The organism is Arthrobacter sp. ok909 (assembly GCF_900104405.1).
In the GTDB taxonomy this organism is placed as follows: domain Bacteria; phylum Actinomycetota; class Actinomycetes; order Actinomycetales; family Micrococcaceae; genus Arthrobacter; species Arthrobacter humicola.
Genome location: NZ_FNJS01000050.1, coordinates 1 through 22,991, shown reverse-complemented (window position 1 = coordinate 22,991; position 22,991 = coordinate 1). Strand labels below are relative to the sequence as shown.

The following is a 22,991-nucleotide window of genomic DNA, read 5'->3' as shown; positions in this document are numbered from 1 at the left end:
TTAGATCTGTCTTCACAAACAGGGTTTAACACCCTCCACCTTCAATTAACAGCGTCCACGCGGCGCACGCCCAATTCGGACTCACTCATCTAGGCCAGGACCCACGGCTACCGCCGGTGCTGCAGGGCAGCCGGGGCGCCCCCTTTGAGCGCGAGCACGGCCAGCCCCAGCATCTCGAGTCCGGTCCAGGCGAGCGTCCCGCCCCAAATCTCGGGGGAGAAGCTGAGCGCCCCATCGTGGAGCGCCACACCGGCGAAGTACGCCGCCCAGAACACGACGGGAGAGAGCGCTGCCGCGGTCATGAGCCTTGCGTGGCGGCCCGGGCCCGGGCGGACCACCGCCCACGCCACTCCCATGAGCACGGAACCGACGAGGGCCACCGGCACGAGCCAGGCGTCCCGCATCGCGACCATAAGCTGCATCGCTACGGAGGGGACGAATGCCATGGCCGCGGGCACCACGGCGTTCAGGTGCCAGCGCAGCGACAGCAACAGGATGGGCACGAAGAGCACGACCGTTGAGACGAAGAACGATCCCAAGGCGACCATGATGCCAGACGACGTCGGAGCCGTCACCGCGTGCTGGGCGGCGGAGCCGACGTACGTCTGGACGAGCCCATGGCGCGCGAAAACAGCGAACTCCTGCAGGATGAACGCCGCAACCATGCCGGAAAGCATCGCGCTCACGAAGGCCGGCACCAGCTGTGGCCGTGACCGCTCTGGTGCGTGCCATGCGGCGGAAAACGGCGCGCTGAGGATCAGGAATCCGCCCGCAGCGAGTCCCAGGTGGGACGGGCTGAACAGCGCTTTGAGGTTCTGCTCAATGCCGAACACCGAATGCCAGACGAAGTCGGCCGCCCCGGAGGCCAGGAAGAGGACGACGCCTGCAGCCGCTGGTCCGTAGCCGGCCGGGATCGCTTCCGTCCACCGCGCGCCCGGTGCGTGCCGGCGCAACGTCAGGGCGGCCAGCCAGAGGGCGCAGGCAGCAAAGCCCGAGTAGAGGACCGCGTGCCAGGGCGTGAAGAAGGTCTCAAGGTCGTGGAGGTTGTTGTGGGCCCAGCCGTCTACGTACGTTCCGGCGAGGAGCCAGACCCCGGCGGCGAGGGTGATGGTGTCTTCAGCGACCGTCGTGGGACGGTGAACTGATACCGGCGGAATGGCCAAGGTGTTAGTTGCTGCGGCGTCCATGGTTCCACGGTAGGACTCGCCGCCTTTCGGGGCGAAAGGCTAAGCGTCCCGGGTCACCGCACCACGATGCGGTGACCGGCATCCAGGCGCCGGGTCCAGCCGCGTGAGTCCAGACATTCAAGCAACGGAACCGCCACCCGTCGAGTTGTGCCGAGGGCTTGGCGTGCCTGGCTCGTGGTGAAGGGTTGCTCCAAGCGGGCCAGTTCGCGCATCGCAAGGGCCGGTGCCGTAGGCAGCAGCACCACCCCATCGCGCAACCGCAACAGCCGCCCGGTGCGCTCGGCGGCAGCGAGCTCCCGGGCGCCCAGGCCCAGCGCGGCCAGCTCATCGGCTTCCGGGGCATGGAAGGCGTCTGCGGCCAGCCTGCGCTCCAGCTCGGCGACCGCCGGCCCGACGGCGCCAAGGTTGCCTAGCGTGCCTGGCAGCCGGACGTGGCCGCCCTCCTGTTCGAGACCTGCTTCGCGGATGACCGGGTCAAGAAGCCGCTCATCGGGCAGATTGAGGAGGTCCCGGGCCGCGCCCCGGGAAAGGCCCGGGGCGAGGGGATCGCGCTCGTGCAGTTCCCCGAGGGCCGTGCGCAGCCGATGCTGCCATGCCTCGAAGAGGGGAGCGTGCACCCACCAGTCGCCGAGAACCCGGACGCCGGGGGGCGCCGCCTCGTGCGCAGACAACAGCCCGAGCCGACGCAGGTGTTCTTCCTGCACGGCCCCGCGGCCTGCCACTTCCCCAAGCACGTCTCCGGCGGCGTCCATGCCTGCGAGCCGCTCAGCCCAGTGGACGCCGTCACCGCGCCGCCGCAGGGCTGGCGGATCGGCGTCGAGCACCTGCGCGCCGCCCAGCACCGAGCGGGTCCCGGGGTCCCGCAGCACCAGACGGTCTCCGAGAACGAGCGGCAGGCGCCGGTCCAGGACAAGCCGGGCGTGGTCGGCGCCGAAGGGGCGCAGCCGGGCCGGCACGGCAGCAGTGCCGGCATGCACCATGAGCTGCTCCGGTACGTCCGTATAGGCCACGCCGGTAGTGCGCTGGATGCCCAGGACGCCCGTGACGGGCCACGCGTCGGGGGTCAGCAGCGCGTCTCCCCGGCGGACGTCGGCGGCGGAAACATCGCGCAGGTTCAGCGCCACCCGGTTGACCGGCCCCAGCGAGGAGTATGAAGTGTCGCGGCTTTGCAGGCCGCGGACCACCACGGACCGCGAACCATCGTGGCCGAGCAGCTGCAGCCGGTCACCTTGAGCGAGCGTTCCCGCTGCCAATGTTCCGGTCACCACGGTTCCGGCACCCTTGATGGTAAACGAACGGTCCACCCACAGCCGGAGCCGCCCTGTGGCGGCGGGGGCGGGCACCCCGGCCAGAACGCCGTCGAGCGTGGCACGCAGTTCGGCCAGGCCGGTGCCCTCGACGGCAGACACAGCCACTGCGGGCGCATTCGCCAGGCCTGTCCCGGCCAGCTCTCGGCGGGTCCGGGCGAGCACTTCACCAACCTGCCCGGGCGCCCGGTCGGTCCGGCTGATGACCACGACGCCGTACTCGATGCCCAGCGCCGCGACGGCGTCCCGGTGGTCGCTTGACTGCGCCTGCCAGCCTTCATCGGCAGCGACGACGAAGCAGACGACGGGAGCCGGTCCGATTCCGGCGAGCATGTTGCCGAGGAATCGTTCGTGGCCCGGTACGTCCACGAAGGCAACATCCTGCCCGGAAGGCAGCGTGGTCCAGGCGTAGCCCAGGTCGATGGTCAGCCCGCGGCGCCGCTCTTCCTCCCAGCGGTCCGGCTCCATGCCGGTAAGCGCGCGCACCAGCGTGCTTTTGCCGCAATCGACGTGTCCGGCGGTGGCAACGACATGCACGGTTCAGCCCGCCCTGCCTGTATCCGAACCCTTGAGGGTTGCCAGCACCTGGCGCACCGCGTCGAGTATCCGGTCATCGTCCTCTTCGGGTACGCAGCGCAGATCGAGCAGGCAGGAACCGTCGTGGACGCGCGGGAGCACGGCCGGGTCGCCGGTACGCAAGGGGCCGGCGAGCGCTTCGGGGAGCCGGAGCGCCCACCCCTCCAGGGCGACACCGGGTGCTCCGCCGCCGCCGACCCGGCCGTCGTGCGCGACGACCGGTACCCCGAGGGCCGCGGCGAGCCGGTCGGTACGGTTCCGCAACCACGCCGGGTCCGCGTGCAGGGCTCGGACGACCGGCGGTGCTTCGCCCGCGACCGTCGCCTCCAGCGCCGCGAGGGCAAGTTTGTCGGCCCGCACCGCTCGGGCAAGCGGGTGGCGTGCCAGCCGGGAGATGATCTCCGTCCGGCCGAGCAGCAAACCGGCCTGGGGTCCGCCCAGCAGTTTGTCGCCGCTGGCGATGACGACGTCGGCCCCGCTGGCCAGCGCGGTGGCAGCGTCCGGTTCTTCGGGAAGGTGCGGATCCGGCGCCAGCAGTCCACTCCCCAGATCGGCCACGAGGACAACCCCGTGCGCCGCGGCCAGCGGGCTCAGTTCGTCCAATGGAACAGCGGAGGTGAATCCGTTCACCCGGAAGTTGCTCGGGTGGACCTTGAGTATGCAGCCGGTGGCCGGTCCGAGGGCGTCGGCGTAGTCCCTCAGGTGCGTCCGGTTGGTCGTGCCCACCTCGCGCAGGGTCGCGCCCGTTGATTCGATCAGGTCCGGCAACCGGAAGCCGGCACCGATCTCAACCAGTTCGCCGCGGCTCACCACCACCTCCCGGCCGGCGGCGAGGGCCGTGGTGGCCAGTACCAGCGCCGCAGCCCCGTTGTTGACCACCAGCGCGTCCTCGGCAGCGGGACAGGCGGCGAGCAATGCAGCCCGGGCACCGGCGCCGCGGCGCGCACGGCTGCCGGTTGCCAGGTCGAGTTCCACGTCGACGTAGCCGCTGGCTGCGACAAGTGCTTCAACCGCGGTCGCAGACAGCGGGGCGCGGCCGAGGTTTGTGTGGACGACTACGCCGGTTGCGTTGAGCACCGGGCGCAGGGTGGTCGCCGTGCGGGCAGTGACGGCGGCCAGCAGGGCCGGTTCCACCTGGCCGGGGTCGAGTTCACCGCGCCGCGCCTGCTCCTGGGTTTGCCGGACAAGTTCGCGGATGAGCCGTGCACTCAGGCGTTTCCGGGCCGCGCGGACGGCCGGCAGTGCCAGCAGATCGTCGGTGCGCGGAATCAGGCGGCGGGGATCGATCTGGTCCACAGTCCCTCTTCCTTCCGCGGCATTGCAGGCCAGTGGTTGGCGGAGGCGGACGGGAATCGAACCCGCCAGGCCGAGATACTCAGCCTCACCGGTTTTGAAGACCGGGGGGCCCACCAGGACCCGGACGCCACCGGGATCAATCTAACAGATTGCCCACGGGGGTACGCTAGGGGAGTGAACGAGACGCAGACGTCTACTCCGCAACTTAACAACGACGGCGTCGGCGCAGTCCGGCTTACCGGCTATGCCCACGGTGGCGGCTGCGCGTGCAAGATTCCGCCCGGCGAGCTCGAAGAAGCGGTGCGCGGCCTTACCAGCCAGCCAGGCGCGGACGTGCTGGTCGGTCTTGACAGCGGCGACGACGCAGCAGCCGTCCTGGTGCGCGGCGACCTGGCGGTACTGTCCACCGCCGACTTCTTCACTCCCGTGGTCGACGATGCCTTTGACTGGGGCCGGATCGCTGCCGCCAACGCGCTCTCGGACATTTACGCGATGGGCGGCCGCCCGATTATGGCGATCAACCTCGTCGGCTGGCCCCGCGGCGTGCTGCCGCTGGAGTTGATGACTGAAGTCCTCCGCGGCGGCCTGAGCGTCGCCTCCGAGGCAGAGTGCCCGGTGATCGGCGGGCATTCGATTGACGATCCGGAGCCGAAGTACGGCATGGCGGTCACCGGCGTCGCCCATCCCGACCGGTTGCTGCGCAACGACGCCGCCCAGCCCGGACTGCCGCTCACGCTCACCAAGCCGATCGGCGTCGGACTGCTCAATAACCGGCACAAGCAGACCGGTGAAGTGTTCGCGGAAGCGGTAGCGACGATGTCGCGTCTCAACCGCGACGCCGCCGAGTCCGCGGTGGCGGCGGGCGTGCGTGCGGCCACGGACGTGACGGGCTTCGGCCTGCTTGGACATTTGTACAAGATGTGCCGCGCCTCCGGAGTGGGGGCAGTGATCGACCGGACGGCGGTGCCTCTCGTCGAGGGCGCCCGGGAGGCATTGCGGGACGGCTTTGTATCCGGCGGGACCCGGCGCAACCTCGATTGGGTTCGACCGCACTTAAGCGTCGCTGCCGGCGTCACCGAAGACGATCTGCTCCTTCTTGCGGATGCACAGACCTCGGGCGGGCTGCTCGTCGTCGGCGAGTTGCCCGGCTATCCAGTGATCGGGCATACCGTCGTCGGCCAGGGCATCGAGATCCGCTGAACCCAAGATCCCCTAAACCACGGCAGACCCGTCAGCTGGCAGTAGTGATCGAATCGCCGGTGATGCCGGCGGCGCGGCGGGCGGCGAGACGGTTCTTCTGCGGTTCGATTGTGTATCGCGGGTCCCGAGCCGAGGAAAGGCCGGCCTCGAACACGCCGAACCGGGTCAGCGCCGAGGCGGCCAGCAGTGCCAGCCCCGAAGCTGCGGCCACCGCCCGGTTGCGTCCGCCGAGCAGTGTCCCCAGTCCGCCGGCAGCCGCCAGCCGCTCGCTCCATTTCAGCATGACACCTGCCTTGCCCTGGTGCAGAGGCTCGGCCACCACTGGGTCCATCCGGTGCTCCATCACCCGCATGGCAACCACGTCACCCATCACGCCCAGCACAGCAAGTTTTCGGGCCGGACCCGCCTCCTGTACCGGAGTAGTGATCATCGCGAGCCCGGCAGAAGCGAGGGCCGCCGAACTCACGAAAACGAAGGGCAATTCCTCGTGCGCGGCGTTCCAGGTGGGTGTGGCCGTGTCGCCGAGCAGGACCGCCGTGTACGCCGCCAGCGGTCCGGCGAAAAGCGCGGCCTCGAAGCCCGCCGGTCCCTCGACCACTCCCAGCAAGTTCCGCAACGGACCCAGCGGCAACCGCGTCCGGGTCATGCGATCGATTTCCGCTGCCGCCGAGACGGCCGTGCCGACGCTGAACGCGCTCAGAATCCACGAGCCCACACTCATCGGTGAGGTCAGCTTGACGGTCCGCAGCATGTTCAGGAAGCGCTCCGGCCTGCCCAGATCCTTCACCAGGGCAACAGCACCGAAGCTCACCGCCGTCAAAGCACTCAGCCGGGCATTCCGGCGCAGCGTCGGCCGCCCGGTCAGCTGCCCGCCGAGACCAAGCAGCGCGGAACCGGCTGCGACACCGCCAAGGAACAGGTAGGCGGCCACATCTTCGGTCCAGGGTGCCGGCTTGACCACCGGACGGCCGTAGTACGAGGTGAATTCCGGCTCCGGAACCATAGGCATTTCACGGGAACCGTCACCGCCGTCGCGGCGGCCGGTGCCGCGCTTGCCGCCAGGCCGGCGACGGCGGGCAGGCTCGGGCGGCCGAAAGCTGTCGAACTCGGAGTGGGTCACGCGCGCCCTCCCAGGAAAGCCAGCGCCGCAGCGGCGACCATGCCGGCGACGGCCATACCGGCCCGCCGGTACATCTGCGGCAGATCGGCTGTGGGCACTCTCGGATCCGGCGGAAGCCCGTACACTTCCGGTTCGTCGAGCAGGAGGAAGACCGCTCCGGTTCCGCCGACGCCGTCGAGTTCGTTCGCACCATAGAGCCTGGCTTCCGTCAGTCCCTGCTCGTGCAGCGAGACCACCCGTTCCCGGGCCGTCTCCACCATGTCGTCGTGGTTGCCGAATTTGATGGATGTCGTCGGACAGGCTTTGGCGCAAGCGGGCGTCTCATCGTTGACCATGCGGTCGTAGCACAGCGTGCACTTCTGGGCGACGCCGACGTTGGGGACGGCGGGATGCTTGGCGTGCTGCTCCTCCCGCTGGGCTGCCACCGCCACCATGCCGTCGCTGCGGCGCTCAATCACGCCGAACGGACACCCGGCGACGCAGGTTCCGCAGCCGTTGCACACGTCGTCCTGGACCACTACCGTGCCGAACTCCGTGCGGAACAGCGCTCCGGTCGGGCAGACATCCAGGCACCCGGCGTGCGTGCAGTGCTTGCAGACATCGGAGGACATCAACCAACGGAAGTCTGCCGTGTCCGGCGGCGTCGTATCGACGTTCGCCAGGTCCGGCCCGGCGGACGCTGCCGTCGGGGGAGGGCCGATGCGGGGCATACCGAGGTTGACGAGCGCGCGCCCGGACTCCCGCGCCTCGGTAATGCGTTCCTGGCCCTGTTCAACGAAGGCGACATGCCGCCAGGTGCTGGCGCCGAGCCCTCCGGTGTTGTCATAGGAGGAGCCCAGCAGCTCCAGATTTCCGTCTTGGGGGTTGTGGTTCCATTCCTTGCACGCCACTTCGCAGGCCTTGCAGCCGATGCAGATGGAGGTGTCTGTGAAGAACCCCTTACGCGGCTGCTGATGCTCCCACCGGGCGTCGGCGGCGGGGTCGGTCGGTCCGGACAGCTGGCCCATCTAATCCTCCAACGTCGAGTCGGTATCCGGAACGCTACCAGAGCGCAGCGGTTGTGCAGGCGGTGCAGGTGCATGGTGTGGCCCCGCCGGTCCCGCGGTGAAGACGCCCGTCATCCTGGCCGGCCGTCGGTGCGGCCGTCCTCTCGGCGCCCCGGGTCAAGGCTTTCCGGGCGCGGATCGGTAACGAGTCGGTTCCCGGTCTCGGTCGTCGCTCCGGCCCGGGCCTGATACTCAGCAACCAGGGCAAGCAGCTCCGCCCCGCGCGGCCGGCGGCCCGGGCGGATGTCACAGGAGGCGGCCTTGGATTCCTGGATCTGGACGTTGGGGTCCAGCGTCACGCCCAACAGGTCATTGGCTGCGTCACCGCTGACGACAGCATCCGCTCCGACGCCCCAATGGTAGGGCAACCCGATCTGATGGACGGTGTGGCCGCCAACGACCAGGGGTTTCATCCGCTCGGTGACGAGCACCTTCGCCTCGATGGCGGAGCGGGCCGAAATGATCGTGGCCCAGCCGTAGGGCTCAAGCCCGCGCTCAGCGGCCAGCTCGGGAGAGACCTCGCAGAACATTTCCGGCTGCAGCTCCGAGAGGTACGGCAACCAGCGACTCATTCCGCCTGCAGTGTGGTGTTCGGTGAGCCGGTACGTGGTGAAGACGAAGGGATAAACGTCCGCGCCACTGGTACCGGCACTTGGCGCACTGAGGTTGTCCGCGCGGGGGTACACCAGCCGGGCCGGATTTTGCTGCTGCGGGTAAAGGCCATTGGCCACCGGTGATTCCTGCGGTTCGTAGTGGGTGGGAAGGGGACCGTCGACGACGCCCGACGGCGCGAACAACCAGCCCTTGCCGTCTGCCTGCATGATGAAGGGATCATCTCCGGTCAAGGCGGCCGGACCACCGAGATCGGGGTCAGGTTGGCTGCCCGGAGCACGGTCAACCGGGAAGTCGGGCACGTCGTCTCCGACCCACCGTCCCTGCTCCTGGTCCCACCAGATGTATTTCTTCCGCTCGCTCCACGGTTTACCGGCCGGGTCGGCCGACGCCCGGTTGTAGAGGATCCGGCGGTTGGCCGGCCACGCCCAGCCCCATTCCGAGGCGGCAGGTCCTTGCTCCTGGCCCGGTTTCCTGTTGGCGGCATGGTTGATGCCGTCGGCGTAGACGCCGGTGTAGATCCAGCAGCCCGCCGACGTGGAACCGTCGGCGCGCAGCTCGGTATAGGCGGAGAGCGGTTTGCCCGCGTCCGGGCCGCTGAGGTGGCGGCCGTTGATCTCGGCCAGCACCGCCTCGCCGTCGGGCTCGCCGTGCTCGTCGGTGGGGTAATCCCAGGTGAGGTCGAGCAGCGGACGGTCTCGTTCGTCCTCCGAACCCGCCAGTTTTTCGCGGATCCGCTGGCCCAGTTCGAAGAAGAACTGCAATTCACTTTGGCACTCACCAGGCGGTGCCACCGCCTGGTGCCGCCACTGCAGCAGCCGTTGGGTCTGCGTGAACGAGCCGGCCTTTTCCACGTGGGTTGCTGCAGGCAGGAAGAACACCTCGGTCTCGATGTCTTCGGTGCGCAGTTCCCCCGATTCGATCTCCGGGCCGTCCTTCCACCAGGTCGCCGACTCGATGAGATTCAAGTCGCGCACCACCAGCCACTTCAAGTGCGACATGCCCAGGCGTTGCATGCGGCCGTTAGACGAGCCCACGGCGGGGTTCTGTCCGAGCAGGAAGTAGCCCTCCACCTTGTCCTCGAGCATGTCCATCACCGTCTGGTACGTGCCGTGCGCTCCGGTCAGCCTGGGAAGGTAATCGTAGGCCCAGTCGTTCTCCGCGGTCGCGGCCTCGCCCCACCAGGCCTTCAGCAGGCTGATGGTGTAGGAGTCTGCGTCCGCCCAGAAGCCCTTCTGCTTCTTCGACGCGACCGCATCCAGGTATGCGCTGAAGGTGTCATGGCGCCCGGCGCTGGGCATTGGCAGGTACCCGGGCAGCAGGTTGAACAAGGTCGGAATGTCCGTGGAACCTTGGATGCTTGCATGGCCGCGCAGGGCCATGATTCCGCTGCCCGGGCGGCCCACGTTGCCGAGCAGAAGTTGCAGGATCGCGGCGGCCCGGATGAACTGCGCTCCGAGCGAGTGCTGGGTCCAGCCGACAGCGTAGGCAAAGCACGTTGTCCGTTCGCGCCCCGAGTTTTCCGTGATGGCGTGGGCCAGATACTCAAAGTCCGCGACGTCGATGCCACACATGTCCTGGACCATCTCCGGGGTGTAACGGGCGTAGTGCCGCTTCAAGATCTGGAAAACGGTCCGGGGGTCCTGCAGGGTATCGTCACGCTGCACTTGGGCGTGTTCCAGGGCAGGACCGCCGCTGCCGAACTGGTCTCCCGCGGCACGATCCGACGCATGGGAGCCGTGCTCGGTGCCAGGCCCAGCGTCGTCGATGGTGCCTCCGCCCTGTTCCGCGTACGACCATGACGCCGTATCGTACGCTCCCCTCTCCGGATCGTAGCCGGAGAACAGTCCGCCCAGATCCTCGGCGTCGCGGTAATCGGCATGAACCAGCGTGGCCGCGTTGGTGTACGCGCTCACGTACTCCTTGAACCACAGGTCGTGCGTGATGACGTAGTTAATCAGCGCGCCCAGGAGCACAACGTCAGAGCCAGCCCGGATGGGAATGTGCTTGTCCGCGACGGCCGAGGTGCGCGTGAACCTGGGATCGACGTGGATGACCTTCGCTCCGCGGGCCTTGGCCTCCGCAACCCACTGATAACCCACAGGATGGCATTCGGCCATATTGGAGCCCTGAATGATGATGCAGTCGGCGTTGGCCATATCTTGCAGTGATTGCGTTGCACCACCGCGTCCAAACGAGGCTCCCAAACTGGGAACCGTGGAAGAGTGTCAAATACGTGCTTGGTTCTCGATCTGCACTGCTCCGGCAGCCGTGAAGAGCTTCTTGATCAGGTAGTTCTCTTCGTTGTCCAGAGTTGCCCCGCCCAGTGAGGCTATGCCCATCGTGCGGCGAAGCAGCCGGCCTTCTTCGTCTTCCTGCTGCCACGTCCTGCGGCGGGTTTCGATGAAGCGGTCCGCCACCATGTCGATGGCAGTTTCAAGATCCAAATGCTGCCACTGGGTGGAGCGTGGCGCACGGTAGAGCACTTCGGTCTGCCGGCCCGGCGAGTTGACCAACTGCTCGCTGGCAGAGCCCTTGGGGCACAACCGGCCGCGGGAAATAGGCGAATCGGGATCGCCTTCGATCTGAACGACCTTTTCGTCCTTGACGTAGACCCGCTGTCCACAGCCCACGGCACAATACGGGCACACGCTCTGCACGACCCGGTCTGCGGTGGCCGTCCGCGGCGTGATGTCCCTCGTCCGCGCGGAGGTTACCGCCGGGCCGCGGCCCAGCAGGTCGCCCGTACTGAACTGCCGGACTACCGGCCACTGAAGAAAACTGCGCCGAGCCATGGCAGGAGCCTACACAATCCCGGGCACCAACGACAGAGTGTCGATGAAACTCACCATGCTGCCCGTCGCCTTCGACGTTGCCGCGGGGCCATTGACGGAGACTGGTTCCGGTCCGCTCTGCCCTCGGGTCTCACAGTCGTCGTGCAGATGGACTGTGAGGTTCCATGGCACTTGGCCATTTTCCAACTTAGATGGTCACGTTTTCATGGAAGTCGGCCAACTGTTTCATACAGTTGGCCAACCGTGTGATCGCTGACTCGGTCAGTGGGCGGCTTGATCGTTAGCTGGCGTCGTGCTCTTGTTTGTGACGCGAACCTCTAGTTGCGACTCTTGCAGAGTTTGCGCGACTTTTGAAAACGTACTCACGGCGGTCAGGACGGCCGCGGTGATGCGTAACGGAGAATTTGGACGCACAGCAATTACCCTCAAGTGGTTACTGAACTGGAAAGAATGCCGCCCCAGTAGCGGCTCAAGGCCCCGGTTGTGGCCCGAATGGTCTCAGGGTACCTGCGGTTTTATCCACTGACTAGAGAAACCAGGGTCCGATTTTCCGGGGCGGTCAGGAGTGGGGTTCGACCTGGAAGACCACAAAGTTCGTCGAGTCGCTTTTGTCCGGGCTGCTCACATTGAACTTGTAGTCGTACTCCCCGTCGGTCCCCGAGGTGCTGCAGACCGTCGTTGTCCCGCCGACGCTCGGGCGCCGGGTGCACGTGCCCTCGATGGTCATGGCGAAACCGGCCGTGGACCCCACGGCCTTCAAATCATCGACGGTGAGCCTTCTGCCGGCGTCCCAGCGCCTGGCGATGCTGGGGCAGGGATTGGTTGACATGCAGAGGAACATCTCCCGGCGCACGATGTTGTCCTGCAACTTCCAGTCCGCGGGAATGGTGAAACGCTCGGCGCGGGAAACCATGTCGGCGGTGACCCTGTCCTCAGCGGACCGGATAAGAAAGAGCCCGGCGGCGCCAACGATCAGCACTGCCGCAAGGATGATCCCGGTCCTACGTTTCACTGTGTTCCCCCAAACGGTCAGTGCCAACACGCTTGACTCCGGGACGCCCGGGAGGTGTTTGACTGCAGGGTATCCTCAACCATGGCCTTTGTCTGCGGGAATGCCACACCGTGGCCGTGTCAACTGCCTCGACCGGCTATACGCCGTCGTCGGCGCATGGGACTGGTCAAAGGGCCGCCCTACCCGCTAGGACCCGCACCGTGACCACGTTCCTGAAGATTTCCGACGGCACCGAACTGCTCAACGTCGACCACATCGCCAACTTCAAAATCGGGCGCCGTCCAGGCACCCGTCGACGGCGTGCTTGAGTGCGAGCACTCCATCGGCTACAGGGTTGGTGATTCGGGCAGCACCGTTCCCGCTCCGCGCCGGCAGGCGTCCTTGCCGGCTGGTACCCGCGTGGTGGTGTCCGCGGGCCTCCCACCTGGCCAAGGGCATGGTGCCCTGCCGGACGGGGGCGTCCATGATCTCGAGGTCGACGATGTCTTCCGGGAACCACGCCGCGGCCTCGGAGCGCTGGGCGAAGTGCGAGTCCGCGGTGGCGGGCAGCTGCAGAAATGGTTCGGACAGGGTGACTGCAGTGAACCGGCCGTCGTCGGCGCGCGGGTGCAGTGCCAAGGTGAACTTGCCGATTAGGCCTGGGCCCAAACACATCTCCTTCGCGGCTGAAGTGGTTACGAAGATCTGTACACCATGGGCAGCGTGTCTCTAGCGTCGGAACTGCACCTGAGAGATTCGGCAAAACTACGGAACCGGCGCCACAAATTTCCACTTAGATTGGCCGCGATGACCCGGTTCGCAGGCACGTGCCTCCCCGCGATCCCGGCGATTCCTTGTTGGAACTTCTTCCAAATTGATCTACACCTCACAGGAGCGTGCGATCCGGTACAGCTGATCGGAAATGCTCTGGTCCGGTTTGACCGCGACGACACGGATCCGGGGGAACTTCGTCGGGTTGGACGAACGGGTGGGCCTGCGGAACCACCCATCGGCCGGCACGGGCATACGCCCTGGCCTTGATCACCGTGACAGCCTTCCGCTGGCTCATCGTCAGTCCCATCCCTCAAGGACGTCCACTGCCCCGTCGTTCCCGGACCTTTTCAGATGAGGCAACGTACCCGGCTCCCCGGACCTTTCCCATGAGTCAACGCAGCCCCCCTTGTCCTGTGCGGGGGCCGAGGCTAGTCTGACCTCGGCCGTCGGCATTGCCGCGGGCGCTTTACCGCCGATCAGGAGGATGCCTTGAAGTTTGATCCGAACGCCACCGCCGTTGTACTCATCGAATACCAGAACGATTTCACGTCCGAGGGCGGCGGGCTGCATGACGCCGTCCGACCGGTCATGGAAAAAACGGACATGCTCGCCAATACGGCTCGCGTTGTAGAGGCGGCCCGCGCGGCCGGTGTCACGGTAATGCACGCGCCCATCACGTTTGCCGAGGGCTACAACGAGCTCGGCAAGCATCCGTACGGGATCCTCAAGGGGGTCGTGGACGGTGGCGTGTTCGTCAAGGGAACTTGGGGTGCGGCCATCATCGACGAGCTGGCGCCGGCCGAGGGCGACATCGTCATTGAAGGCAAAAGGGGTCTCGACACCTTCGCTAGCACCAACCTGGACTTCATCCTGCGCAGCAAAGGCATCACCACCATCGTCCTGGGTGGGTTCCTCACCAACTGTTGCGTCGAATCAACCATGCGCAGTGGCTACGAGAACGGGTACCAGGTGGTGACGCTGAGCGACTGTGTTGCTGCAACATCGGTTGAGGAACACGACAACGCGATCGCGTACGACTACCCGATGTTCTCCACCCCGATGACTGCCGAGGAATTCTCCAGCCGGCTGTCCTAACTTTGCAGAAGAACGAAGGCCGCACCGTCCGGCACGAAGCCATGGTGCGGACGTTGTTCTGCCTCCGCCCTAGTTGGTGGCTGCGCCCCACGCCGTCTTGCCTAGAACTCTGTAGTGCCACGTAGCCGCCGGGGGCGGCCGTCCGGGTCGACGACAAGGCGGCTCATCGGAACCGCCCAGAGACGTTGGAGGGACGACACGGGCTCTGGGGTGTGAAGGCGCACATGTCCGATGGGGCGGGGCGAGCGCTGCCCGGATTCGTGCCATTGGTCGAGAGCGTCTGCGGTGGAGTTCCAAAGCTTGAGCCCAGCCCCCGGGTCGAGGAGCCGGGGATCGTCCTGGTCCAGGCCCAGGTGTTCCGCCCAGAGTTGGAGCCGGAGCCCGTGGGCCAAGGGCCGGGAAGTGGCGTCGCCGTCGTCTGTGCCGGGCGCGTCCCTGTTCTCGACAGTCGTGTCGAGTACGGCGCAGGTGAGCTCACTGTCGGTGGTCCAAGATCGGCGGTTGAAGTTGTCTGAGCCGCAGGTAAACCAGGTGTCGTCGATGATGCAGATTTTGGCGTGGACGTAGATCGGAGTTCCGGCACTGTTCTCCAGATCGAACACGCCGACCCTGTCGGGCGCGACCCGGCGGAGCATTCTGATGGCACGCAGTTGCCCGATCCGGATAGCCGGTCCTGCTATAGCACCGTCGGAGTCGGGGTAGCGGGGCACGACGGCGATCACGTTCAATTCGGGGTTCCGTTCGAGGGCCTCCGCAATTCCGGTTGCGACCTCTGTAGACCAGAGGTACTGGTCCTCGATGTAGATCAGCGAGCGGGCGCGGGCGAAGGCCTTCGCATAGCCGCGGGCAATACTGCGCTCCCCAACAGGAGCAAACGGGAACGGAGGACGCTTCACCCCGTAGGTGCGCAGCAGCTGCACGGAGTGAGGGCCCGCTGGTGGCGGTGGTGGTGCAGTGGCCGGGAGCGGTTTGGGGTGCCGGGGCATACGGGCCAGACGTTGCAGCAGCATCCGGTAGGGGGTGCGCCGGTCCAGGGGATGGGGGTCGTTCCACCGTTCAGCAAACACTGCCAGGACATCTGCCACAACGGGGCCACGCAGTTCAAGGGTCGCATCGTGCCAGGGGGGTCGTTTCCCGTACCGGGAATCCATGGTCACCGCTTGCGGGTCTCCCGCGTGGTCGGCGTCGTCTCGACGGCTGTGGGAAAGGTCGATCCCCCCAACGAACGCGACGTCCCGCGCCGGATTGTCACGACGGCGGATGACGAAGATTTTTTGGTGATGGGAGCCGAACAGGCGTACACGCTGATCCAGCAGCACCTCTCCGCCGGCGTCATTGATCTGATGACTTAGCAGCTCGTTGGATCGGCTGCTGATCGGGGCCGATACGCGCTCCCCGTGGGATCTCCAGACAAGGCCCCGCACTTCTACGCCTGCGCGGGCCAAGCCCGCGAGCACGTCGCCGATCGACGGTCCGTCCGCCAGCAGCCGCTCGTCGGCGTCGCCACGCCAGTCGGTGAACCAAACGCGGTCTCCCGCTTGCAGAGCCGTCAACTCCGCATGCAGTCGGGCGAAGTAGGTCGCTCCGTGAATCAGGGGCCGCACTAGATTGCCCTCCGACCACGACGGCGATCCGGCGCCGCCCGCGTGTACGTCTGTGGCCAAATTCCCCCGCTCAGCGCGACTCAGAAACCACGTACCAGCATCACTGTCCACTCAGTCCTTCTTTCGGGGCCCGACGCCAGGCCACTAGTGTCCGGTCTCCAAAGTAGCCTACGACTGTGCTGACCAATGCCACCCAGCGGGTCATAAGCGTGGGGTGTTAGCTGATCAGCGGAAAATCCGCCCGGTTTTCGATCTGCACGACGTGGACGGGCACCAACAGGCTGGACCGGCCGCGACGCGGGCTGGAGGCGGCCGCGGGCGGTGTTGGCCACGAGGTCGTTGGAATCATCGATGAGCTGCCAGAGCGCCTGCGACCCGGTATCCGCAGCCGGGAGCTGGCGTCGCCGACGAACGGCGCTGCGGAGGGTTGAGAGGATTCCACGGCTGACCGATTCGGCAAAAAGGCATTCGGCACCACAAAATTCCAAGTAGACGGGCCGTTGCAGGCCAGTTCAGTGGACAGGCGCCAAGCCGGATTCTGCCGATTTGTTGTTGAAAAGTCTTCCCAATAGGTCGACATCTCGTCAAAATCATAGTCTTGCCCTGCTGAATAACGAACACGCACAGATGCTGCTGTCGGGGTCGACAGGCCGTAGTAACGGATGTCTTCAGGGGAACTGTACTAAGTCATCGAACATGAACTCGGCATCGTCGTCGGCCTGGGCCACGTCCAGGATCCCAGCCGCCTGATGAACCCGTCCGACTAAGTGCAAGGCGTGACTGAAGGCGCGGAGCACGGCCCGCTCAGCGGGCCGCACGAGCCGGGACGGGAAAGCAAGAAGTAACGATCCGCCAGGGAACGCAAAGATCCACGAGCAGGTCATCGATGAGGGACCGCACGAGGGGACGAGGGACGAAGCCCAGAGTCTTCTTCACTATGGCGCCCGCCGTCACCGCCAACATTCTGCGGCCTCGGCCATCGCCCGACGGCTTCGCTGCGGCTCAGCGACACCCGCCGGGGCCGGCAGGTGTCGGGTGGATCCGGGTCGGGTGCTTTTGCACCGGCTGCTCGGTACCAGGCCGTGCGAGGCTGGTCAGAGGACCTCCACCGGAAGGAGGGCGTAGGAGTTGTCGCAGCCTCCGCGTGGCGGCGTGTGTTCGATCCCGTACTGGTGGTCGGAGATGGACTGGTCCGGTTTGGCGGCGACGACGCGGATCCGGGGGAGCGGGACCGGAGCGTTGTCGGGCTGGACAAACGGGGGCGTCTGCGGAACGATCCACCGGCCGGAGCCGTCGCGGGTGACCGGCACCGGGTCGCAGCGGTCTCCGGTTCCGAAGCAAGCGGATACGGACGTGCCGGCCGGGAGTCCGGAGAGGTCAAGCTCGACCGGGCCCAGGTTGACGAAGCCGACGGCAGGGCACGCTGTCGGGGTGCAGCCGGACGCGGCGAGCACCAGCGCCGGCAGCAGCGTCAGCAGCAGCCGCGGCAGGGACCGGTTCTTCATCGCGTCAGCGTAACGCTGCTGGCACCAAAAAAGCAGCACCCCGGCCAGGACACTGACGGGGGCGGACAAACTTCTGCGGCGCTAAAGTGCGAGGTTGCTGCTGGCGAGCTTCGCGTCGGTCGTTTCTCCGGCGCGGATCTCGGCCCGGCCGGCTGTCACCCTTACCGCGGCGCAGAAGGCAATCGCGCGCAACTGGGTCACCGCCGAGAAGAGACCTCAGGCTCTAGGCCGTCAAATAGGCCCGTCACGCAGATCCTGACTAGGGCGTTCAGGCAGGAACGGGTTGAAGGGTGCAGCGGCAAGGCGGTCACTGACAGAACTCGTGGGAAGAAGTCGCCGGAGGCGTCGGCGGCACGAGGACTTCCTCGTCATCGAGCGCGTGTGGTAGCCCACTTCGATGCCGGCGGTCCTCGATTCTTACACCACTCCGCGCCGTTCACAATCTCCATGGGACGTACAGTTGGGCGGCCTGGCGTTGTGGCGTTTCGTCCGCCGATGCGATCATGGACGTGTGCTCGAAGTCGGGTTGGCTGTGAGCGTCAGGGGGACTGTTTCGTCTCCATCTCGCTTCTGCCGTTTCGACGTCGTGACGACGAGCTGTGGGGTTCGGGGGACTGATGATGGGCTTAGATTCGATTGAGACCGACTACCTGATCGTCGGTAGCGGCGCGGTGGGCATGGCATTTGCAGACGTGCTGTTTCACGAGACGGACCACTCCATGATCGTCGTGGATCGCCACCACGCCCCGGGGGGACATTGGAATGATGCGTATCCCTTCCTGCAGTTGCATCAGGCGTCGGCCACTTACGGAGTGAACTCGCGTGACCTGGGTGACGGCCTGCGCGACCCGACAGTGCTCAACTTGGGCATGTGCGAACGCGCGAGCAGCGCCTCGATTCTCTTCTACTACGAGCGGCTGATGCGTGAGTTTGTCGCGTCAGGCCGGCTTCGCTATTTTCCGATGTGTGAATACGATGGCGACTTCGACGAGCGCCACCTACTCACCTCGCTCACGAGCGGCAAGAAGGCCGAACCCCACGTGCGTGACAAGGTCGTCGACACCTCCCACCTGAATACCGCCGTGCCCTCCGCCCAGCCGCCCAAGTATCGGGTGGCCGCCGAATTAGACTGCGTGCCCCCGAACGCACTGGCCCGCGTGAAGTGGCCGCCGACGGGGTACGTCGTGATCGGCGCCGGTAAGACCGCTATCGATGCTTGCCTCTGGCTGTTGGACAATCAGGTTTCCCCGGACGACATTTGCTGGATCATGCCGCGCGACCCGTGGCTGCAGAACCGGGCGAATTTGCAGCCCGGCGAAGAGTTTTTCGAGCAAACATTCGGCGCGTTCGCGATTCAGGCAGAGGTCGCGGCGAATGCGGAAACGATCGACGATCTCTTCGTCCGGCTTGAAGCCACGGGACAGCTCCTGCGATTGAATACGGACGTCACCCCGACCATGTATCACGGCGCCATAGTGTCACTGGCGGAGCTCGAAGTGCTCCGGCAAATCAAGAATGTTGTCCGCATGGGCCGCGTCCAGAGTATTGAGCGCGGCCGGATCCTTCTAGAACGCGGGTCAGTGGAGTCAGATCCACAGCGTCTGTATATTGATTGTTCCGCCAGGGGGGTCGAAAGACGGGCAGCTGTTCCGGTGTTCGCTGGGCGGAGGATCACGCCACAGATGGTCCGGGCACTCCAGCCGACGTTCAGCGCCGCCTTAATCGCGCATGTAGAAGTGTCGTTCGACGGAGACGCCGAGAAGAATGAGATCTGTACGCCCATCCCGATGTCTGATGCTCCCGAGGACTGGCTCAGCATGATGCTGATGAATCTGGTCAACCAAGGCCGTTGGAGGCGCGATGCCCGGCTCATGGACTGGATCGTGCACTCCAGGCTGGACGGGTTCTCTGGCTTGGCGCGCAAGGTCCTGCCGGACGACACGGAGAAGCTCGCACTGTTGCATCGATACGGTCATGCGGCGTCGTCCGCAGTGCCGAACCTGACCCGCCTCATCTCGACTGCGCCAGCAGCGCATTGAAGATGGGGCCGAATGACTCTGCCGCCCAGCCCACCGCAGGCCGGTCATCCCGCGGAGGGTTCCGCGAGATCCTCCAAGCCGTGCATGACGGGTGCGGCGGCGGGCCAGCCGGCTGTGGCGGGACAATTGAGGGGGCCCAGGTGGATGGCCAAGGCTTCGTGGGCTTGGCGTCGCGGGCCTAGAGTTGTCCGGGCTTCAGCTGGCTCATGACCGCCGGGAGGTATCCGTTTGCGTACCCGGGGGCCGCTGTCAAGGCCACTGCGGCCGTTGCGCCGGTCAGTCCGACTCGAAATCCAACCATGTCAAGCCATCCTTCGTTTTTTGCCGGTTAGTCCCGCGGCAGCGAAACACGTGCAGGCTACGGGCGAGGCGGGGCGGGACGACAGAGCCTTGCGGCCCTTGGCGGACCGGGCGACAAGGCCCTGTGGACAGTACGAGGCTCTGGCCGGTGAGTCTGCCCTGGTTTGAGCAGCATCTGCTGGACAAACCCCGTGCGGCGCCGGACGTGCCAACGACCGCGTCGCTGGCACGTCCTCCTTTCAGCTCGATGACTAGCAGCCGTGTCCGGTCTTCGCTGACGGCGAGGATGTCCATGGGCCGGTGTGGGTGATGACGGCTGGGCTCTAATGCGGTCCTCTTCATAGATGTCGCACTCCCTTCCCAGAGATGTGCCGCGCCAGGGCTGCCAGCTGGAAGAGCGTCATCATGGACCCCGCGGACCAGGCGAGCACAGGGCTCATGTAGGTGGAACGGCCTTGCCTCCTTCGGGGTGCAGGGCGTTTGTTGACGCTGCTTCTGGTCGACCATTAGCGCATTGCTTAGGCCATTCGGGAGTGATTATGGCAGTTTGAATTGGGATGGGTGATCCATCAGACTGACCCCTGCGGGATCCAAGGAGCGCGGGTAGCGCAAGGGTTGAGGGACGGAGCAACCGCCCCAGTCAGTCCTGGCGGTTCGTGTCCAGGACGGTGACGTCCAGGGGCATGCGGTTGGCGCGACGGAGGCGCCCAGCCAGCACGTTGCGCACCCCGCGGGTCACCATGGTCCTCTTGGTCAGATACCTAAACTCGGCGACGTCCGACGTTACGAGGTCCAGGAGAGGGTGCGCGGCATCGTCAGGGGTCTGCCCCCAGAGCCCGACGACGACCTGCAGGCCGCCCAGTCGATGCTCGTACGAAGGCTGGGACGTGACGTGCCCCAGCATGTCGGTCATCACCAGGCCCGGATTCATGCCATGCACCCGGACGCCGGTGCCCTTGGTCTCTAGCCGCAACGTCTCCGTGAACTGGCGGACCCAACGCTTGCTCGACGCATACGCGTTCTGCAGCGCGACCGGCCCCTGGTCGCCGTGGCCATAGACGTTGACGAGATCGCCGCGGCCCTGGCCGAGGAACACGGGCAACGCAACCCTCGACCCGTGGAACGTGCCGAGGATGTTCGTGCGCACCACCCGCGTGAAGTCATCGACCGGCGTGGACGCCGTGGGCCCGTAGACACCGGAGGCTCCGGCGTTGTTGACCCAGATGCCGAGCGTCCCGCGGTTTAAGGCCTCGTCGCGCAGGGCCTCGACGTCGGCCAGCTCACCGGTGTCGCAGTGACGTCCGGAAGCCGCGATCCCTTCCGTGTGCAGCCGCTCGACGGCGGTCGCGACGTCCACTTCCGACCTGGACGCCAGCACCACCGTCGCGCCCTGATGCCCCAGCAGCCGGGCCATTGCAAACCCCAGACCGCGTGTCGAGCCAGTCACGACCGCCACGCGTCCGCGGAGGACGTCTCGTTGCGAACCCATGCTCTTCTCTTACGCGCAGCGGGCGCAGAGAGCAAGAGCGAGATGCGCAGAGGGCCGGAATGTTGCCGCATCCGCGCGTGGCGCAGCCCAGCCGGATACGTTCCTTCGGGGCTCGAGGCGTCCCACTATGGCGTGCTTCCGGCGGATTTGCTCGATTGCCGTCAAAAGGTAGCAAGGGGTCGCAGTCGAGCGCGAACGCTCCTATTTGTCGTGCTGTCGGCGCACCAATTCGGTTATCCAGATGGGCGCGAACGGAGACGTGCAGTTTGGGGGAGTCGGATAATCCTTGAGCACCCCCAGGCGCTCGCCGATGTCGATGGCGCGGGCGCGGTGCTCGGCATGCTCGATCCCGATCTGAGCCAGGCAGTGGTTCATCGCCCACTGCAGGCGGTCCGGGGCGTCCTTCATCTCCGCCTCGATGACGTCGAGCAGTCCTGCGAGGTCGAGGCCCTCGGGCTTCTTCGCCACGCGTTCGCTGGTCAGCGCCCAGCCGCCACTAGCCACTACTGGATCCGGATCGGCCAACCAGGCCAGGCGCAACTCTTCGGAGTGCGGGGTCTTCTTCACCACGTAGTTCACGTGCCAGTCGTGCACCTTGGGGCTGCGCGCCTGGCGCAACATAAGTCCAACTCTTGACGTTCGAACGCCTTCGGGCGGCAGATCAGGATCGCCAGCAGTCGCGCAGCGGTGTCATCCGTCTCCCAAAGCTGGCGCGCGAGGTCCTGCTGGGTCTTCAGCCGCTTCGCGAGTGCGCGCAGTTTGCCGAGGTTCACACCGTGATCGTCACCGTGTTTCTCGTTCACCACGAGTGCCCTCGGGTCCTCAAGTTCGGCCAGTTCGGCCATCACGTCGTCCACCGTCGTCTCGGCCACCTCGGCCTCCTGTTCATCAATTGTGAGGTTGAGCCTACTTGGAAAGCGGTCAGCCTGCGCCGTGAGGAGCGCATTCGGGGATGCGGTTGAAGAGGGGTGTTGGCCAAACCCCGAGGGTCAAAGAATCTGGAAAAGTCCCGGACGCCGATTCCGGTTCCATGGTTCAATGACGTGACGTCGGGCACGTCAATCCGGAGATCAGCTCGTGTTGAAGGTCGAACGTTAGCCCCTGGAAGTGCAGAGAGGAAGCGCGATGAGCAAAGACCAGGCGGTACCCGAGACGAAAGCTGTCACGTCGGAGCTACTTGCGACGGTTGACCTCGGCCCTGAGATCGAGGGTATGGCCGGGCGCCAGCTTCGAATGCGTATGGTGACCTTCGAGCCAGGGGGAGTCTTCGGCCCAGTGCACGACCATGTGGACCGACCGGGCATCGTCTACATCTTGCAAGGAACGATTACCGACCATAGGAATGGAGTTACTACGGACTACGGGCCGGGGGTGGGCTGGCCCGAGGACCGGAACACCGTTCACTGGCTGGAGAACCGAGGAACGATTCCCGCGTTGGAGATCTCGGTCGACATAGTCAGGCAAGTCTAAGTTCAGGCCCAAGATCGGAATCGGCCCGCAGCCGGTCGTTCAGGCAGATTGGTACAGGGCGTCTTCCGGGATGGGGTCGTCGAGGGGCGCCGGCCAGCCGGGGTCGTCCGTGTTCGCGGCGGGGAATGGGTGCCCGGCCGTGAAGTGGTGCCAGTCGGGGAAGGGATCCGGGGGCAGTTCCGGTTCCGGATGCGCGGGCACGGCTCGCTCCGCCCGTGGGTTTGTGTTTGTGCCCGTGATCGGGATGTGGTCCGGCCAGCGGGTCGGTTCCCAGTCCTGGTGCTCGGCCGGGTAGTAGCGCCGTGCCGGTGAAATCCAGCCCGGCGGGCTGGATGTGGAGGCCCCGCTCGGTGTCCAGGCCGAGGAGTGTTTGAGGCGGTGATGTTTCCGGCACGGCTGGCCCAGGTTGGCGATCCCGGTGGTGCCGCCGTCGGCCCAGGCCAGGAGGTGGTCCGCCTCGTTGTCCAGGGAATGGTTGTTACAGCCGGGGAACGGGCACCTGCCGTCCCGGAGCCGGAGCCAGTGCCGCTGCGCCGTCGTCAGACGGTAACTGCTGCGCCCGATTTCCAGCGGGGCCCCGTCCCG

The 22,991-nt window shown here is 66.0% G+C and carries 16 protein-coding genes, 1 tRNA gene and 2 pseudogenes; 4 read left to right on the top strand and 15 right to left on the bottom strand.

The window, feature by feature from the left end; all coding sequences use genetic code 11:
- Window positions 1–107 precede the first annotated feature (107 nt).
- The 4 genes from BLR03_RS22725 to BLR03_RS22710 form a co-directional block, all read right to left on the bottom strand.
- Window positions 108–1,187: a hypothetical protein gene (locus BLR03_RS22725; protein WP_091256728.1), complete on the bottom strand. Its 1,080-nt coding sequence runs from the start codon at window positions 1,185–1,187 to the stop codon at window positions 108–110.
- A gap of 53 nt (window positions 1,188–1,240) precedes the next feature.
- On the bottom strand, window positions 1,241–3,031 hold the full coding sequence (gene selB, locus BLR03_RS22720) for a selenocysteine-specific translation elongation factor (RefSeq protein ID WP_091256727.1): 1,791 nt from the start codon (window positions 3,029–3,031) through the stop codon (window positions 1,241–1,243).
- Between the two features lie 3 nt (window positions 3,032–3,034).
- A complete protein-coding gene (selA, locus tag BLR03_RS22715) occupies window positions 3,035–4,366 on the bottom strand; it encodes an L-seryl-tRNA(Sec) selenium transferase (protein ID WP_091256726.1) in 1,332 nt (443 codons plus the stop codon).
- Between the two features lie 37 nt (window positions 4,367–4,403).
- Window positions 4,404–4,498 (bottom strand) — tRNA-Sec (locus BLR03_RS22710).
- 42 nt (window positions 4,499–4,540) lie between these two features.
- Here BLR03_RS22710 and selD point away from each other — a divergent pair.
- Window positions 4,541–5,566 carry a selenide, water dikinase SelD gene (selD, locus tag BLR03_RS22705; protein ID WP_091256724.1) on the top strand — a complete coding sequence of 342 codons (1,026 nt, stop codon included), beginning with the start codon at window positions 4,541–4,543 and terminating at the stop codon, window positions 5,564–5,566.
- A gap of 31 nt (window positions 5,567–5,597) precedes the next feature.
- Here the strand turns inward: selD and nrfD are convergent, their stop codons facing one another.
- From nrfD to BLR03_RS22675, 5 genes are all read right to left on the bottom strand, one after another.
- On the bottom strand, window positions 5,598–6,686 hold the full coding sequence (gene nrfD / locus BLR03_RS22700) for an NrfD/PsrC family molybdoenzyme membrane anchor subunit (protein ID WP_091256722.1): 1,089 nt from the start codon (window positions 6,684–6,686) through the stop codon (window positions 5,598–5,600).
- On the bottom strand, window positions 6,683–7,693 hold the full coding sequence (locus BLR03_RS22695) for a 4Fe-4S dicluster domain-containing protein (RefSeq protein WP_091256720.1): 1,011 nt from the start codon (window positions 7,691–7,693) through the stop codon (window positions 6,683–6,685). Before BLR03_RS22695 ends, nrfD begins: the two co-directional genes overlap by 4 nt.
- A 110-nt stretch (window positions 7,694–7,803) precedes the next feature.
- Complete coding sequence (gene fdh, locus BLR03_RS22690; RefSeq protein WP_254788663.1) at window positions 7,804–11,139, bottom strand: formate dehydrogenase; 3,336 nt, start codon at window positions 11,137–11,139, stop codon at window positions 7,804–7,806.
- A 559-nt stretch (window positions 11,140–11,698) separates the two neighbouring features.
- Window positions 11,699–12,151 carry a hypothetical protein gene (locus tag BLR03_RS22680; RefSeq protein WP_139184654.1) on the bottom strand — a complete coding sequence of 151 codons (453 nt, stop codon included), beginning with the start codon at window positions 12,149–12,151 and terminating at the stop codon, window positions 11,699–11,701.
- Window positions 12,152–12,415: 264 nt separating this feature from the next.
- The gene (locus BLR03_RS22675) at window positions 12,416–12,799 is read right to left on the bottom strand and encodes a hypothetical protein (RefSeq protein WP_091256714.1); all 384 of its coding nucleotides are present in this window, start codon (window positions 12,797–12,799) and stop codon (window positions 12,416–12,418) included.
- Window positions 12,800–13,393: 594 nt separating this feature from the next.
- Between BLR03_RS22675 and BLR03_RS22670 the strand changes: the two genes are divergently transcribed.
- Complete coding sequence (locus BLR03_RS22670; protein ID WP_091256713.1) at window positions 13,394–13,999, top strand: cysteine hydrolase family protein; 606 nt, start codon at window positions 13,394–13,396, stop codon at window positions 13,997–13,999.
- A gap of 101 nt (window positions 14,000–14,100) precedes the next feature.
- Here the strand turns inward: BLR03_RS22670 and BLR03_RS22665 are convergent, their stop codons facing one another.
- From BLR03_RS22665 to BLR03_RS22660, 3 genes are all read right to left on the bottom strand, one after another.
- Window positions 14,101–15,552 (bottom strand): phospholipase D family protein, encoded by a 1,452-nt coding sequence (locus BLR03_RS22665; RefSeq protein ID WP_254788662.1) that lies wholly within the window; start codon window positions 15,550–15,552, stop codon window positions 14,101–14,103.
- 268 nt (window positions 15,553–15,820) lie between these two features.
- Window positions 15,821–16,228 (bottom strand): hypothetical protein, encoded by a 408-nt coding sequence (locus tag BLR03_RS24225; RefSeq protein ID WP_139184653.1) that lies wholly within the window; start codon window positions 16,226–16,228, stop codon window positions 15,821–15,823.
- 469 nt (window positions 16,229–16,697) lie between these two features.
- Complete coding sequence (locus tag BLR03_RS22660) at window positions 16,698–17,108, bottom strand: hypothetical protein (protein ID WP_139184652.1); 411 nt, start codon at window positions 17,106–17,108, stop codon at window positions 16,698–16,700.
- Between the two features lie 617 nt (window positions 17,109–17,725).
- Here BLR03_RS22660 and BLR03_RS22655 point away from each other — a divergent pair.
- Complete coding sequence (locus tag BLR03_RS22655; RefSeq protein ID WP_217639841.1) at window positions 17,726–19,147, top strand: NAD(P)-binding protein; 1,422 nt, start codon at window positions 17,726–17,728, stop codon at window positions 19,145–19,147.
- Between the two features lie 940 nt (window positions 19,148–20,087).
- Here BLR03_RS22655 and BLR03_RS22645 read toward each other — a convergent pair.
- A complete protein-coding gene (locus BLR03_RS22645; protein ID WP_091256705.1) occupies window positions 20,088–20,936 on the bottom strand; it encodes an SDR family oxidoreductase in 849 nt (282 codons plus the stop codon).
- A 201-nt stretch (window positions 20,937–21,137) separates the two neighbouring features.
- Window positions 21,138–21,781 (bottom strand): annotated as a pseudogene (locus BLR03_RS22640) (DNA alkylation repair protein).
- A gap of 280 nt (window positions 21,782–22,061) precedes the next feature.
- Between BLR03_RS22640 and BLR03_RS22635 the strand changes: the two are divergent.
- On the top strand, window positions 22,062–22,406 hold the full coding sequence (locus tag BLR03_RS22635) for a cupin domain-containing protein (RefSeq protein ID WP_091256703.1): 345 nt from the start codon (window positions 22,062–22,064) through the stop codon (window positions 22,404–22,406).
- 39 nt (window positions 22,407–22,445) lie between these two features.
- Here BLR03_RS22635 and BLR03_RS25090 read toward each other — a convergent pair.
- Window positions 22,446–22,991: pseudogene (locus BLR03_RS25090) on the bottom strand (endonuclease); the annotation flags it as partial.

Bases quoted from the DNA above. Each gene is read 5' to 3' on its own strand.
- BLR03_RS22725 (WP_091256728.1), bottom strand. From the start codon at position 1,187: ATGGACGCCGCAGCAACTAACACCTTGGCCATTCCGCCGGTATCAGTT.
- BLR03_RS22695 (WP_091256720.1), bottom strand. From the start codon at position 7,693: ATGGGCCAGCTGTCCGGACCGACCGACCCCGCCGCCGACGCCCGGTGG.
- BLR03_RS22660 (WP_139184652.1), bottom strand. From the start codon at position 17,108: ATGAAGAACCGGTCCCTGCCGCGGCTGCTGCTGACGCTGCTGCCGGCG.
- BLR03_RS22655 (WP_217639841.1), top strand. From the start codon at position 17,726: ATGATGGGCTTAGATTCGATTGAGACCGACTACCTGATCGTCGGTAGC.
- BLR03_RS22645 (WP_091256705.1), bottom strand. From the start codon at position 20,936: ATGGGTTCGCAACGAGACGTCCTCCGCGGACGCGTGGCGGTCGTGACT.
- BLR03_RS22635 (WP_091256703.1), top strand. From the start codon at position 22,062: ATGAGCAAAGACCAGGCGGTACCCGAGACGAAAGCTGTCACGTCGGAG.